Source organism: Agarivorans sp. (genome assembly GCF_050295395.1).
Lineage (GTDB): Bacteria > Pseudomonadota > Gammaproteobacteria > Enterobacterales > Celerinatantimonadaceae > Agarivorans.
The window spans coordinates 1-14899 of the sequence record NZ_JBNKPP010000019.1; the positions used below are offsets into that span (position 1 = coordinate 1).

Consider the following 14899-nt stretch of genomic DNA (forward strand, 5'->3'; position numbering starts at 1 on the left):
CTATACATATAATATGCTTCGTAGAGTTAAAGCGAAATTCAACAGTTAGGCGAGATTAAGGAGACTGTGGATCCCAAAAAACAGCTAAGATAGCTTAAGGCAATGATGGAGTATTAAGAAAGATGATTTCAGCGAAGAAAATTGGGTGGCAGCCCTACCAGCCACATCCCGGCACTCGAGTCGTCTGCTGCGGTTGCTCCCTTCCGGGCCTGGCCGAGTTCACAGAGTATCAATGCGGGAGGACCAATAAGGCCACCATTGAGAAGCTTCCTTGGAAGCGAGGCTATTCTCGCTTAAGCACTCCGATTTTGCAAACGCTAATAGCGCTTTTTAAAGCCTACCGAGGTTTGTTTGCTCAAGTTTTAATCCTCTGCCAACTATTTTTCTCCGCCCCCACGCTGGCTGAACCCTTTAACCACCAATTGTGGGACGAATTACTAAACAAACACGTTCAATGGGTAGTACCAGCTCAAGAGAGTCGAGTCGACTACGCCAACTTCAACCAACCGGCCTTACAGGGGTACCTCAACACTATCGCTTCTATATCCCAGCAGCAGTTTTCCACGTGGACAGAAGACCAACAACTAGCTTTTTTAATTAACGCTTATAATGCCTACACCATTGATTTCATTCTTAGCGCCTACCCCAAGCTTGATTCGATAAAAGATTTAGGTAGCTGGTTTCAATCGCCGTGGAAAAAAAAGCGTTTTCTGTTGTTTGGTGAAAAAGTCAGCTTAGACCACATTGAACATGAGCTGATTAGAAAACACTATAACAATCCCCATATCCATGTTGCATTGGTATGCGCAGCAATTAGCTGCCCGCCTCTACAAAACTATGCTTTTAGTGGTACCAAACTTAAGGAGCAGCTTCACTTAGCATTTAGAGAATTTTTACGCAGCGATAAAAACCGTTACCAAGCAGCACAACAAAAACTCTTCCTTTCATCCATTTTTAATTGGTACCAAGAAGACTTTGGTGAAAGCCTAAACAACTATCTCAGTGACTATGCTGCCGATCTCAGCGCATCACCTGAACAAATAAGCAATGCGAGTATCAGCTATTTAAAATATGACTGGTCACTCAATGACGTGGCTTCACGCTAGATCAAAAAAGCCCGCATCAGCGGGCTTTTATAGTACTAAGCTAATAAGCGCTTAGAACAAACACTTAGACAACTCGTATAGGTCTTCATTGAACGGACGTTTCATTTTTTCGATACACTCAATAATATCGTGATGAACCATCTGGTTATTTTGAATACCAATACAGCGACCACCATGACCTTCAACGAGAAGATCTACGGCGTAAGCGCCCATGCGGCTAGCCATAACGCGGTCACGTCCGGTTGGCGTACCACCACGTTGAATGTGTCCAAGAATGGTAGCACGGGTTTCACGGCCAGTGGCCATTTCAATGCCAGCTGCCAACTCATTTACATTGGTGATGTGCTCGGTAATAGCAACAATAGCGTGCTTCTTACCCTTCTTCTGACCATCTTTGAGGCTGTTAAGTAGCTCTTCGCGATTAAAGCCCTTTTCTGGAATAATCACGTACTCAGCACCACCAGCGATACTCGCTTGCATAGCTAAGTCACCACAGTAACGCCCCATAATTTCAATAACAGAAATACGATTATGAGAAGATGAAGTATCGCGGATACGGTCAATCGCGTCGATCACCACGTTTAAAGCGGTATCAAAACCAATTGTGTAATCTGTACCTGCAATGTCATTATCGATAGTGCCCGGTAAGCCGATACAAGGGAAGCCCATCTCTGTTAGCTTTTTGGCGCCCATGTACGAGCCATCACCACCAATTACCACCAACGCTTCAATGCCGTGTTTTTTCATGTTTTCCACGGCAACTTCACGTGTGGCTAGCTCTTTAAATTCAGGGAAACGAGCTGAGCCAAGGAAGGTACCACCGCGGTTGATAACGTCTGACACACTATAACGATCTAACTTCTTAATGTTGTCATCGTGTAGGCCCATGTAACCATCGTAGACACCGTATACTTCGATGTCTTTAGACAACGCACTACGAACTACAGCACGCACCGCGGCATTCATACCAGGAGCATCACCGCCACTCGTTAATACACCAATTTTCTTAACCATCATTCCCTCACAAAGCTGAACTGACCAAAACTTACGTAATAATTTAACAAATTATTCCAACCTTCCCTGTTGTGCTGAATACACTAACTGGCTAAAACAAGCAGGTCGAAATAACAATAATCGTTTCTAATAGCTATAGAATCCGCCCTTTTGGCGATAACTACAAACTGATTTAGTGTGGCGGCATTTTGCCACGCTAAAGCTAAAACTTTTATGACCCTAATCAGATAACGCCCACATTTTGAAACAAAATTTCAGGCTTGTCCAAGTATAATAACAGTGCTCGCTCAGGATTATAGAAGTAATCTGAGATTCTGCATATTTTGCGTATTTATACAGCAGCCCCACTAAACATGCGGTCAAAGCTTCACTTTTTGTTCACATTTATGTAACATTGAAATCTCAAACTTAATCAGGCCACTCGGTCAAATGTTTGAATATCGTATTTAAAAGGAATCTTATGAAGTCTGATCTTCAATACGCTATCGAGCGCAATGTTGCAACCAATCGCAGAGCCGTAGAAAACTACCTGCAACTGCGTCAGCAAGAACAATACTTAAGTTCTGTTGAGTTACAAAACATCGTATTGGACTGTGAAGGCGTAAAACAAAGTTAACGCTAAACAGCAAAAGACCTTACGAGTAAAAAGGGGCTAAACAGCCCCTTTTTTGTTTGCTACTTTGCGCTCTCAACCGGCTCGATGGAATGTAAAGCTGGAGAAAGGTGTATCACGCCATCAACATCATTGTCCAAAGACAATATATTGGTTTTGCTGATGCGGTGACGATAAATTTCGCGTAGATACTTAACCGCGTTCTCCACGTTTTTAAATCCTAGGCGAATATCATTTATCGATACAAACTTATCGGTTTCAGAGATAAGTTCACGGTATTTCTTTTCGTACATCGGTTTAATAGCATACCAATTGGTGTCTAAAATCTTCGCTGGATTTTCAAACTCCCATAAGAATTCTTGCAGCTCTTCAGGCTTAAACTCATCTTGAGTAATAAAGCGCAAAATAGCTTGGTCAATTTCATCGCTATAACGATATTCTTCTTTGGCAAAACAACGTTTAATGTACGCCACCACCAATGTGAGGAAATCATCACTTAAACACGGACTTTTAGCCACTAATGTAGTCAACGAAAGATTAGCCGAGGCTCCAATAACCAGCGCATAACGTTTAAGAGTGGTATTGGGGAACAGTTTGTTGATATGGACTTTTAATTTGTTCAAATCCATAAATGAAAGTTTGTAATCTTTAGGTAAAGAGATAATGGAAATAACAGATGAGCAATGCTTAAAGAAATGGAGGTTATTTAACTCTTCAGCGTTGTATTTACTATCTTGGTATCTCTTCAGTGACTGCTTATAACGTTGCGACTCGATGGGTAGAATACTTATCCCTTCTATCGCTTGGGTATCCAAGTTGAAATGCGGCAAATCAATGGAACGGAAAAACAGTTCGTCAATATCAACATCATCGTTTACCGATTTGTTCACCACACTTTCAGCGTAAGCAACCGCAACCGGTCCAGCCATACTCATAAATAAGTCGTTGGCATCAAGACGTACGGTTTCTGAGATATCGATCCCCGCTCGACGGAAGTAGTTTTCATCGTAATCGGTCGTCACCGCCTGCGCGGTGAGAATATTGAAGATCTGTTGGGAAATATACTGATTGGCATACTTCTCCATAGTATTAACATCAATATCTTTACCTTTATCACTTTCATCTTGCTCTACGTAACGCATAATATCGTTAGATATCAGCATCATAGAGTTCCAAGGTCGAATTCGGCGCATCACATCTTCGGGAGTATCATTGTTTTCTCGCTCAACGTTGTAGGAGAAATCCCATTCCTCTGACAAGTATTTACACAACAAACGTCCGGCATTGATATGTAACGCCTCGGAGACCTCTATACTGCTGCCAGATATATTAGGCAAAATACAAATGCCAGAAGTAAAGATGGGCTCGAATACAAAAGAGTCGCGTTTATCAGGTTGATTTGAGGGCGAGACCTGATAATCAAATGTTTTACTCAGGTATGAAAACTGCTGCGCTAGGCCAAACTCTGATGCCATGCCCGAGCCAGTTCCCCCACCGGCACTGAAAATATAGAAGTAAAGACGAGACTGGTTAGCTTTAATGCCGCAAGAATCAACTAGGTAAGAATGAATATGCCGCCAATCTTCGTTCCTAAAACTACTGGTATCTTTATTTAGAATAATTTTAGCAAGATACTGGCCAAGGATGGGTGCGTTACCCGCCCCGCCCGCATGCACTTCAGACAGATCCATCAACTGAAGTTTCTTATATTCCTCTAAAAACTTCTGTCGCCCCGCTTGCGAGGAGTATTTAATTCGCCCTGCAATATCTTTGTCCAAATCCCCGACCAGCACTACCGGTTCAATCAGAAAAACCGGATTTTCACCACTGTTGCTGTCTATGGGTAAATGATTTTTAATCCAGCGCATCGGCTTGAATTCGCGCTCTTGGGCTAGCTGATCTTGGTATTCGATTTCATTAAGGTAGTGAGTGCGAGAGTTATAAACGAGGGTGGCAACATCAAGAGCGATATTTGAACCACAACGCCCTAAACCAATTAAACAAACGGACGGAAAGCTTTGTTCTAATAAATCCTTTTCTTCTAACAAATTAGGGAAGATGTTCTGCCTAACTTTATCGAGGTTATCGAGGATTTTTTCCAAGCTATTTTCCGTGTAATACAAATGTTCTATAGGAAGCGCATCCTTCATAGTTCATCCTTGTTGCTAGTCTAGTTTTGATTTTAATATTTATACTCACCATCGTTGTTCATTACCCACTTAAAAGCAAGAAATTACCGAACTTTAGCAACTTAATTGTGATAACTATGTTTAACCGACAAAAAAGGTAGTTAAGCTAAACCGCTAGCTGCAATAAAAACAAAAAAGGCGCCATAAAGGCGCCCTAGTATTACAAGAAAAATTTACCAGCCGGTAACTTCTCGTAAGGCTTTACCAATATCCGCTAGGCTGCGAACCGTCTTCACGCCGGCATCTTCCAAGGCAGCAAATTTATCTGCCGCAGTGCCTTTACCACCGGCGATAATCGCCCCGGCATGGCCCATGCGTTTACCAGGAGGGGCTGTCACGCCAGCGATGTAAGAAACAACAGGCTTAGTAACATTAGCTTTAATGTAAGCTGCGGCTTCTTCCTCAGCACTACCACCAATTTCACCAATCATTACAATGGCTTCGGTTTTAGGGTCATTTTGGAACATTTCTAAAATATCGATGAAGTTAGAACCCGGAATAGGGTCTCCACCAATACCAACACAACTTGATTGACCAAAGCCTTCGTCGGTAGTTTGTTTCACAGCTTCATAGGTTAAAGTACCAGAGCGAGAAACAATCCCAACTTTACCGGCTTTATGAATGTGGCCAGGCATAATGCCAATTTTACATTCGTCAGGAGTAATCACACCTGGGCAATTTGGGCCAATCATGCGAGCGCCAGCTTCATCTAACTTTACCTTCACTTCTAACATATCCAAAGTGGGGATACCTTCGGTAATGGTAATAATAATTTTAATCCCTGCGGCAATCGCTTCCAAAATCGCGTCTTTACAGAAAGGCGCTGGAACGTAGATAACCGTTGCATCTGCCCCGGTCGCTTCTACCGCATCACGAACTGTATTAAACACAGGTAAGCCCAAGTGGGTTTGGCCACCTTTGCCCGGTGAAACACCACCGACCATTTGAGTACCGTAGGCAATAGCTTGTTCGGAATGGAAAGTACCTTGGCCACCGGTGAAGCCTTGACAAATTACTTTGGTGTTTTTATCGATTAAAATACTCATTATTTGGCCTCCGCAGCTTTAACGACTTGTACAGCAGCATCGGTTAAACTTGTCGCTGCAATAATGTTAAGGCCAGACTCAGCCAAGCGCTGGGTACCAAGGTCGGCGTTGTTACCTTCAAGGCGAACCACTACCGGCACACTTACCCCCACTTCTTCTACCGCACCAATGATGCCATCGGCAATCAGATCACAGCGAACAATACCGCCGAAGATATTAACCAATACAGCTTTTACTTTGTCATCAGACAAAATAATCTTGAATGCTTCAGTTACGCGCTCTTTGGTTGCGCCGCCGCCAACATCTAAAAAGTTAGCTGGAGAACCACCGTGCAACTGCACAATGTCCATGGTTCCCATAGCAAGGCCTGCACCGTTCACCATGCAACCAATGCTGCCATCAAGAGCAACATAGTTTAGTTCCCATTGTGCTGCATGCGCTTCGCGTTCATCTTCTTGAGAAGGATCGTGCATTTCACGAAGTTTTGGCTGACGGTACAAGGCATTAGAATCAATATTGATTTTACCATCGAGACATACCAAGTCGCCGCTACCGGTTACCACAAGTGGATTAATCTCTAGCAGCGCTAAATCGTGGTCAGTAAACATGTTAGCCAAACCAACAAAAATCTTAGTGAACTGGCGAATTTGATTGCCTTCTAGGCCCAATTTAAAGGCCAGCTCGCGTGCTTGATAGGGCTGAGCGCCTACTAGAGGATCGATGGCCATTTGATGAATCAACTCCGGCGTTTCTTCGGCAACTTTCTCAATTTCCATGCCGCCTTCGGTTGAAGCCATAAATACCACTCTACGAGAAGCACGATCAACCACCGCACCTAAGTAAAGTTCATTGGCGATATCAGACGCCTCTTCAACCAAAATCTTCGACACAGGCTGACCATTAGCATCGGTCTGGTAAGTCACTAAGTTTTTGCCTAACCATTGCTGGGCAAATGCTCTAACTTCTTCTTTGCTAGAGGTCACTTTTACACCACCAGCTTTACCACGCCCGCCGGCGTGAACTTGAGTTTTAACTACCCAGGTAGAGCCAGCGATTTTACCCGCAGCTTCAACTGCTTCATGTGGGGTATCACAGGCGTACCCTTCTGGCACTGGCAAGCCGTAATGAGCAAACAATAGCTTTGCCTGATATTCATGCAAATTCATGATGTTCTATCCATAGTGTTAGGGGATACATTTGAGGTGCTCAACACCTTTCCGAATAAGGGCCTGAAATCCAGGCCCAAAACAAACTTTTTATACGTCTAGTAATAGCCGCGTAGGATCTTCCAGTAACTCTTTAATGGTAACCAAAAAGCCCACTGACTCCTTTCCGTCGACCAAGCGGTGATCGTAGGACAATGCTAAGTACATCATCGGTAGAATTTCTACTTGACCATTTACCGCCATGGGACGGTCTTGGATCTTATGCATACCTAGAATCGCACTTTGCGGAGGATTAATAATCGGAGTCGACATAAGAGAACCAAACACACCACCATTAGTAATGGTAAAGTTACCACCGGTGAGTTCTTCAACAGTTAACTTACCGTCGCGGCCTTTAATCGCAAGTTCACGAATACCTTTCTCGATGTCGGCAACGCTTAATAAATCACAATCACGAAGCACAGGCGTGACTAGACCACGTGGGGTTGATACCGCGATGCTTACATCAAAGTAGTTATGATAAACAATATCGTCACCATCAATTGAAGCATTTACCTCTGGGTAGCGTTTTAAAGCTTCCACCACCGCTTTCACATAAAATGACATAAAACCAAGGCGAATATCATGGCGTTTTTCAAATACGTCTTGATATTGCTTACGCAAGCTCATGATAGGTTTCATGTTAACTTCATTAAAGGTGGTTAACATGGCCGTGGTATTCTTAGCTTCTAATAAGCGCTCCGCTACCCGTTTACGCAAACGGGTCATGGGAACACGTTTTTCACTGCGAGAAGACAATGGCGCTTGGGGCGCAGCCTCTGCAACTTTAGTCGCTTGCGCTTCTGCTGGTTTAGCTAGATAGGCTTCCACGTCTTCTTTGGTGATCCGTCCACCTTGACCAGTGCCTTTCACTTTAGCGATATCAACCCCTTTTTCGGCAACTAAGCGACGAACAGAAGGTGATAACTCATCATTGACGGCCTTATCGCTAGGAGCTTCACTTGGCTCTTCAGCTTTTGAGCTGACCTCTTCACCAGCTACCGCACCGGCTTTCATTTTACCGATAACTTGTTGACCAAGTACTGTAGCGCCTTCAGCTTCAACTATCTCCTCAAGCACCCCCGATTCCATCGCGGGTACTTCAAGAACAACTTTATCCGTTTCAATATCAACAATAACTTCATCTCGTTCTACCGAATCGCCCGGCTGCTTATGCCACGTAGCAATCGTTGCATCGGCTACTGATTCGGGTAGGTCAGGCACTTTAATTTCAATGCTCATTAAGGCTTCCTTTATTCTTTATTATTCAACAGTCAACGCGTCAGTAACGAGGGCGCGTTGTTGTTTTAAGTGAAGAGACATATACCCTACTGCTGGAGATGCCGATGCCGGACGACCAGCGTAACGCAACTCTGCCCCTGCAGGGATAACAGATTTAAAGTGATGCTGGCTACTATACCACGCACCTTGGTTTAATGGCTCTTCTTGACACCAAACAAACCGTTCAACATGTTGATATTGTTCCAGAATTTGTTTAACTTCTTGGTCTGGGAACGGATATAGCTGTTCGATTCGAATCAAAGCAACATCATTTTGCTCAGATTTACGGCGTTGTTCTAATAAGTCGTAATACACCTTACCAGAACACATCACCACCTGACGAACTTGGCTAGGGTCAAGTTCATCCACCTCGCCAATAGCATTTTGGAACTGTCCATCAGCTAGCTCTTCCAAACTAGATACAGCAAGTGGATGACGTAGCAATGATTTAGGTGACATTACCACTAACGGACGACGCATCGGACGAACCTGTTGGCGACGCAACATATGGTAAACTTGAGCAGGTGTTGAAGGCACACATACTTGCATGTTGTGTTCGGCACATAGCTGCAAATAACGTTCTAAACGCGCAGATGAGTGCTCAGGCCCCTGCCCCTCGTAACCATGAGGTAGCAACATGACTAAGCCACACATCCGTCCCCACTTCTGTTCACCAGAAGATAAGAACTGATCGATAACTACCTGCGCACCATTGGCAAAGTCACCAAACTGGGCTTCCCAAATAACCAGAGTCGAAGGTTCGGCAGTACTGTAGCCATATTCAAAAGCCAATACGGCTTCTTCCGATAACACCGAGTCAAACAAGGCCAAATGCCCTTGTCCCTCTGATAAATTTTTCAAAGGCACATAAGTTGAGGCATCATTTTGGTTATGTAATACCGCATGGCGGTGGAAGAAAGTACCACGACCAGAGTCTTGCCCGGTAAGGCGAATATTATGTTTGGCGTCAAGTAAACTGGCATAAGCAAGGTTTTCGGCAAACCCCCAATCAACCAGTTTCTCTCCTCTAGCCATTAGTACGCGGTCATCAATGATTTTTTTTACCCGAGGATGTAACTTATGCTCCTCAGGTAAACGAGTAATCTTTTCGCCCAGCTCTCTAATCACATCGATAGGTAACGAAGAGTCGTAGGCCATATCCCACTCATGACCAAGATAAGGCCGCCAATCAACACTGTGTTGTGTCATCGGACGCCACTCTTCAACTACGCAATCGCCGTTGTCTAGTTGGTCGCGGTATTCATTAACCAAAGCTGTAGCCTCTGCACTATCTAGCTGACCACGCTCCGCTAGCATATCTGCGTACACCTTGCGCGGTGTAGGGTGCTTTTTGATTTTTTGATACATCAAAGGTTGAGTAGCGTTAGGCTCATCCGCTTCGTTATGACCGTGTCGGCGGTAACACACCAAATCAATCACCACATCACGCTCAAAGGTATTGCGAAAATCCAGAGCCATCTGACTAACAAAAGCGACAGCTTCAGGGTCATCACCATTGACATGGAAGATAGGAGCCTGAACCATTTTAGCAATATCTGTACAGTATTGGGTTGACCGGGTATCTCGGGGGTTGGACGTGGTAAAACCTACTTGGTTATTTACCACAATACGCACGGTACCACCGACTTTAAAGCCACGCGCTTGAGACATATTAAAGGTTTCTTGAACCACCCCTTGGCCAGCAATAGCCGAATCACCGTGGATGGTAATAGGTAAACAGTTCTCACCCTCGCGCCTATCTTGTCGAGCACGAACCGAGCCCATCACCACCGGATTCACAATTTCTAGATGTGAAGGGTTAAATGCCAAAGACATGTGCACATTGCCACCAGGGGTAGCAAAGTCGGAACTAAAGCCTTGGTGGTATTTAACATCGCCGGTACCCCAAGTTTCATCATGTTTACCGGCAAACTCATCAAAAAGCTCAGAAGGATTTTTACCGAGTACATTTACTAGCACATTCAAGCGACCACGGTGGGCCATGCCAATAACAACTTCTTTAGTCCCTTGGGTTCCGGCAGAACGAACAATCTCTTTTAGCATCACCAGCAAGCTATCGCCACCTTCTAGAGAAAAACGCTTCGCTCCAGGAAACTTAGCGCCTAGATATTTCTCTAAACCTTCGGCAGCCGTTAAACTTTTAAGAAACCGTAGTTGATCTTCTTTAGTGAACTCACCTTGGCCTTCTACTGACTCCAAACGGCTCTGAATCCAGCGTTTTTCTTCAGTATCAGTAATGTGCATGTACTCTGCACCGATAGAACCACAATAAGTTTTCAATAATGAACGGTGTAAATCTTTTAACGCCATGGTGTCTTTGCCAATGGCATAAGACCCCACATTGAAGGTTTCTTCAAAGTCTGCGCTATCTAGTGAGTGAAACTCTGGAGAAAGGTCGGGTACACGCTCTTGTTGCCACAAGCCTAGAGGATCGAGTTGTGCGTGCTGATGACCGCGGAAGCGGTAAGCGTTGATCAACTGCAATACTTTAACTTGTTTTGCACCATGTTGAGGGTCTTCAACAGGAGAACTAAAGCGAGAAGTGTCTTTCGCTAGCCGGCGAAAGTAATCACGAATTGGTGTATGAGGTATGTCTTCGGGGTGACCATCAACAGCAGGAAGCTCGGCAAACACTTCCTGCCATTGTTCGGATACAGAAGATGGATCTTCTAAAAATGCCTCGTAGAGGTCTTCCACATAGGTTGAATTAGCACCAGCTAAATGCGAGGACTCTAGCCAGGCTTTCATTACGCCATTTTGCATTTAAACGCTATCCCTTATTTTCTACGTCACTGTATGACTTTATAGGGTTTTATAAAAAAATAGCCATCCTACCGAAGTAAAATGGCTATTTAGATCCAGCTAATTTTAAAAATTAACTTTTTGCTAAACAGCCCGTTTTATCAGCATCGACTTAATGTGGCCGATTGCTTTGGTCGGGTTTAATCCTTTAGGACAAACACTCACACAATTCATAATGCCATGGCAGCGGAATACACTGAATGCATCGTCTAATTCTGAAAGTCGTTCATCAGTTGCGGTATCACGACTGTCCGCCAGCCAGCGATAAGCAGCAAGCAAGCCCGCTGGTCCTACAAATTTGTCAGGGTTCCACCAGAAAGAAGGACACGAAGTTGAACAACATGCACATAGAATACACTCGTACATTCCATCCAGTTTTTCGCGCTCTTCAGGGCTTTGCAAGTTTTCACGAGCGGGCGGCATCTGCCCATCATTAATTAAATAAGGCTTAATTCGCGCGTAGTTATCGTAAAACTGTCCCATATCTACCACTAAATCACGAATGACCGGCAAACCAGGCAGCGGACGAATCACAATATCGCCTTTACCTAATAAATCGGATAAAGGAGTAATACAGGCTAAACCGTTTTTACCATTCATATTGATGCCGTCTGAACCACAGACCCCTTCCCGGCATGAACGACGAAAAGCAATACTAGGGTCTTGTTCTTTAAGCAAAATTAATGCATCTAGTACCATCATATCAGAGCCTTCAGGGACCTCAAGCTGATATGACTTCATAGTCGGTTTACTGTCCGTATCAGGGTTATAGCGGTACAAAGAAAAATTAACGTTCATATCCGCCTCCTTTAGTATGTACGAACTTTCGGTTCGAAAGCTTCGCGTAGATTTGGTGACATATTCACTTCACGACGGCCCATGGTTTCTGTTTTAGGGTCGAAGAGTGAATGACATAGCCAATTTGCATCGTCGCGATCTGGGTAGTCAAAACGACTATGTGCACCACGACTTTCAGTACGGAAGTTGGCCGCATGCGCTGTTGCAATAGCCGTAGCCATTAAGTTATCTAGCTCTAAGCACTCGACTCGTTGGGTATTAAAGTCTTTAGACTTGTCATCCAAACGGGCGTTGGCAAGACGCTTGCGAATTTCTTGTAATTCTTGCAAGCCCTCTGCCATTGCATCACCTTCACGGAATACCGAAAAGTTCAGTTGCATACATTGCTGTAAGTCTTTACGAATTTGCACAGGATCTTCGCCATCGGAAGTCGAGTTTTCCCAACGATTATAGCGCGCCATCGCAGCTTCTAAATCAGCATCAGTAGCGTCGGCCATATTGATCTCGCGGCTTAAATACTCACCAAGGAATTTACCGGCGGCTCGACCAAATACCACTAAGTCTAACAAGGAATTACCACCTAAGCGGTTAGCGCCGTGTACCGATACACAAGCTATTTCGCCAACAGCAAATAAACCGTTTACAATTTCATCTTCGCCTTTGTCATTTTGTCGAATTGCCTGGCCATTAACATTACAAGGGATACCGCCCATCTGATAATGACAAGTTGGAATCACTGGAATAGGCTCTTTAACCGGATCGACATGGGCAAAGGTTCGCGATAACTCACAAATACCGGGTAAACGACTTTCTAGAACCTCTTCACCTAAATGGTCTAATTTAAGCTTAATATGAGGCCCCCAAGGACCATCACAACCACGGCCCTCGCGGATTTCGGTCATCATCGAGCGAGCCACCACGTCACGCCCAGCCAAATCTTTAGCATTAGGAGCATAACGCTCCATGAAGCGCTCTCCATCTTTATTCAGTAGGTAGCCACCTTCACCGCGACAACCTTCGGTGACTAAAACACCTGCACCAGCAATGCCTGTGGGGTGGAATTGCCACATCTCCATATCTTGAATCGGAACGCCAGCACGCAAAGCCATACCAACACCGTCACCGGTATTGATGTGAGCGTTGGTGGTAGAAGCGAAAATGCGTCCCGCACCACCAGTAGCCAACACCGTGGCTTTCGCTTTAAAATAAACTACTTCACCACTATCAATATCCATAGCGGTACAGCCCACAATATCGCCGTCGGCATTTTTAACTAAGTCTAAGGCGTACCATTCTGAGAAGATGGTGGTTTTTTTCTTCACATTTTGTTGGTAAAGCGTGTGTAAAAGAGCATGACCGGTGCGGTCTGCTGCAGCAGCGGTTCTAGCAGCTTGCTCGCCACCAAACTCTTTAGACTGCCCACCAAAAGGGCGTTGATAAATTGAGCCATCATCAAATCGAGAAAATGGTAAACCCATTTTTTCTAACTCAATAACCACTTGCGGGCCTACATTACACATATATTCAATGGCATCTTGGTCACCAATGTAATCCGAACCTTTTACAGTATCGTACATGTGCCATTGCCAGTTATCTTTATGCGAGTTACCTAAGGCAACTGTGATTCCACCTTGCGCCGAAACGGTATGAGAACGGGTGGGAAATACTTTTGAAATAAGAGCGCAAGACTTGCCCTCTTCTGAAATTTGTAAAGCAGCACGCATACCCGCACCGCCTGCGCCGATTACTACGGCATCGAATTCTCGAATAGAAATGGCCACTCGACTTACCCCCAAATGATGAACAGACCGGTCGCGACATATATCAGCGCCAGAACTGTTAAAGAAAACTGTAAACCGACACGTAATGCGGTGCATTTAACGTAGTCGGTCAATACTTGCCACAATCCGATCCATGAGTGGATTAACATCGATAGCAAAGCAAGTAAGGTAAATACTTTGGTTGGAAGCCAAGCAAAAAAACCACTCCAAGATTGGTAGTCAACATCATTAAAAATGAAGAAACCCAATAGATAAATGGTGTATAAGGTTAAAATAATGGCGGTAGCACGAATCAGTAAAAAATCATGCACGCCGCTACGGCCAAAAGTTGCAGCATTAGTTACCATACGATTACTCCCATTAATACCGCCAATACAGCAGTGATAACGAACGAGATTTTAGCGCTAGATGTGCCGCTATCTAGCTCCTCCCAATAGCCTAAATCCATTATCAAGTGACGTATTCCACCAACAATGTGATACATCAACGCGCTCAAGCTGCCCCAAATAATCAATTTCACAAAGAAATTGTCTAAAATGGATAAAACATTAGCAAAGCCTTCTGCTGATTGAAGGGATTCAGCAAGTAGGCCTAGCAAAATAGCTAAGGCGAAAAAAGTAATCACACCGGAAACACGGTGCAAGATAGATGCGATTGCAGTAATGGGAAATCGGATGGTTTGTAGGTCGAGGTTTACTGGTCTTTGTTTTGTTTTCACGATTCTCTGCCCACTCAGGTCCTTGAGTTTTTTATTATGGTTTTAAAGTCAGGCTCTGGACAGAGTAAAGCGTTGCAATAATGTTAATTTTGTGAACTTAGGGCCATAAATTAGACTAAAGTATAAAAACTCACATTTATCTTGCGCAAAAAATGCTCGGTCTAGCGCCATACTTCGAATAAAGTATAACGCTCGAGTTACACAAATTCAATTAACAATTCCTTCATTTAGCTAATTTAACGCAACGAAACGGCCATCTTGATCCTAAATTTTAACAAAATAGCCATAAGTCGCTATAATTCACAACGAGCGCCAATTGACATTT

General features: G+C 44.2%; 12 protein-coding genes and 1 other RNA gene. 2 read left to right on the plus strand and 11 right to left on the minus strand.

From position 1 onward, the window contains the following. Positions 1 to 152: 152 nt before the first annotated feature. Positions 153 to 249, minus strand: an RNA gene (gene ffs / locus ACQY6Q_RS01295) — signal recognition particle sRNA small type. 59 nt (positions 250 to 308) lie between these two features. Between ffs and ACQY6Q_RS01300 the strand changes: the two genes are divergently transcribed. Further along, complete coding sequence (locus ACQY6Q_RS01300) at positions 309 to 1106, plus strand: DUF547 domain-containing protein (RefSeq protein WP_427976955.1); 798 nt, start codon at positions 309 to 311, stop codon at positions 1104 to 1106. Between the two features lie 51 nt (positions 1107 to 1157). Here the strand turns inward: ACQY6Q_RS01300 and pfkA are convergent, their stop codons facing one another. After that, positions 1158 to 2120, minus strand: a complete 963-nt coding sequence (pfkA, locus tag ACQY6Q_RS01305; protein WP_427977004.1) for a 6-phosphofructokinase — start codon at positions 2118 to 2120, stop codon at positions 1158 to 1160. A 460-nt stretch (positions 2121 to 2580) separates the two neighbouring features. Here pfkA and ACQY6Q_RS01310 point away from each other — a divergent pair, with 460 nt between their 5' ends. Continuing rightward, complete coding sequence (locus tag ACQY6Q_RS01310) at positions 2581 to 2736, plus strand: hypothetical protein (RefSeq protein ID WP_427976957.1); 156 nt, start codon at positions 2581 to 2583, stop codon at positions 2734 to 2736. Between the two features lie 59 nt (positions 2737 to 2795). On the opposite strand, the gene ACQY6Q_RS01315 is transcribed toward ACQY6Q_RS01310, so the two are convergent. The 9 genes from ACQY6Q_RS01315 to sdhC form a co-directional block, all read right to left on the minus strand. Next, positions 2796 to 4883: a hypothetical protein gene (locus tag ACQY6Q_RS01315; RefSeq protein WP_427976959.1), complete on the minus strand. Its 2088-nt coding sequence runs from the start codon at positions 4881 to 4883 to the stop codon at positions 2796 to 2798. A 212-nt stretch (positions 4884 to 5095) separates the two neighbouring features. Beyond that, entirely contained in the window at positions 5096 to 5968 is an 873-nt protein-coding gene (gene sucD, locus ACQY6Q_RS01320; protein ID WP_055731954.1) for a succinate--CoA ligase subunit alpha, read from the minus strand. Then, positions 5968 to 7134 carry an ADP-forming succinate--CoA ligase subunit beta gene (gene sucC / locus ACQY6Q_RS01325; protein WP_427976961.1) on the minus strand — a complete coding sequence of 389 codons (1167 nt, stop codon included), beginning with the start codon at positions 7132 to 7134 and terminating at the stop codon, positions 5968 to 5970. Before sucC ends, sucD begins: the two co-directional genes overlap by 1 nt. A gap of 90 nt (positions 7135 to 7224) precedes the next feature. Further along, positions 7225 to 8415, minus strand: coding sequence for a 2-oxoglutarate dehydrogenase complex dihydrolipoyllysine-residue succinyltransferase (gene odhB, locus ACQY6Q_RS01330; protein ID WP_427976962.1), 1191 nt, complete (start codon positions 8413 to 8415; stop codon positions 7225 to 7227). Between the two features lie 21 nt (positions 8416 to 8436). After that, positions 8437 to 11238 carry a 2-oxoglutarate dehydrogenase E1 component gene (gene sucA, locus ACQY6Q_RS01335; protein ID WP_427976965.1) on the minus strand — a complete coding sequence of 934 codons (2802 nt, stop codon included), beginning with the start codon at positions 11236 to 11238 and terminating at the stop codon, positions 8437 to 8439. A gap of 123 nt (positions 11239 to 11361) precedes the next feature. Next, positions 11362 to 12075: a succinate dehydrogenase iron-sulfur subunit gene (locus ACQY6Q_RS01340; RefSeq protein WP_427976966.1), complete on the minus strand. Its 714-nt coding sequence runs from the start codon at positions 12073 to 12075 to the stop codon at positions 11362 to 11364. Between the two features lie 11 nt (positions 12076 to 12086). After that, entirely contained in the window at positions 12087 to 13856 is a 1770-nt protein-coding gene (gene sdhA, locus ACQY6Q_RS01345) for a succinate dehydrogenase flavoprotein subunit (protein ID WP_427976967.1), read from the minus strand. A 5-nt stretch (positions 13857 to 13861) separates the two neighbouring features. Continuing rightward, positions 13862 to 14203 carry a succinate dehydrogenase, hydrophobic membrane anchor protein gene (sdhD, locus tag ACQY6Q_RS01350; protein WP_427976969.1) on the minus strand — a complete coding sequence of 114 codons (342 nt, stop codon included), beginning with the start codon at positions 14201 to 14203 and terminating at the stop codon, positions 13862 to 13864. Further along, a complete protein-coding gene (gene sdhC, locus ACQY6Q_RS01355) occupies positions 14197 to 14577 on the minus strand; it encodes a succinate dehydrogenase cytochrome b556 subunit (protein WP_427977006.1) in 381 nt (126 codons plus the stop codon). The genes sdhD and sdhC overlap by 7 nt, the downstream gene beginning before the upstream one ends. Positions 14578 to 14899 lie beyond the last annotated feature (322 nt).

Bases quoted from the DNA above. Each gene is read 5' to 3' on its own strand.
- ACQY6Q_RS01315 (WP_427976959.1), bottom strand. From the start codon at position 4,883: ATGAAGGATGCGCTTCCTATAGAACATTTGTATTACACGGAAAATAGC.
- ACQY6Q_RS01340 (WP_427976966.1), bottom strand. From the start codon at position 12,075: ATGAACGTTAATTTTTCTTTGTACCGCTATAACCCTGATACGGACAGT.
- odhB (WP_427976962.1), bottom strand. From the start codon at position 8,415: ATGAGCATTGAAATTAAAGTGCCTGACCTACCCGAATCAGTAGCCGAT.
- sucC (WP_427976961.1), bottom strand. From the start codon at position 7,134: ATGAATTTGCATGAATATCAGGCAAAGCTATTGTTTGCTCATTACGGC.
- ACQY6Q_RS01310 (WP_427976957.1), top strand. From the start codon at position 2,581: ATGAAGTCTGATCTTCAATACGCTATCGAGCGCAATGTTGCAACCAAT.
- pfkA (WP_427977004.1), bottom strand. From the start codon at position 2,120: ATGGTTAAGAAAATTGGTGTATTAACGAGTGGCGGTGATGCTCCTGGT.
- sdhD (WP_427976969.1), bottom strand. From the start codon at position 14,203: ATGGTAACTAATGCTGCAACTTTTGGCCGTAGCGGCGTGCATGATTTT.
- sucD (WP_055731954.1), bottom strand. From the start codon at position 5,968: ATGAGTATTTTAATCGATAAAAACACCAAAGTAATTTGTCAAGGCTTC.
- sucA (WP_427976965.1), bottom strand. From the start codon at position 11,238: ATGCAAAATGGCGTAATGAAAGCCTGGCTAGAGTCCTCGCATTTAGCT.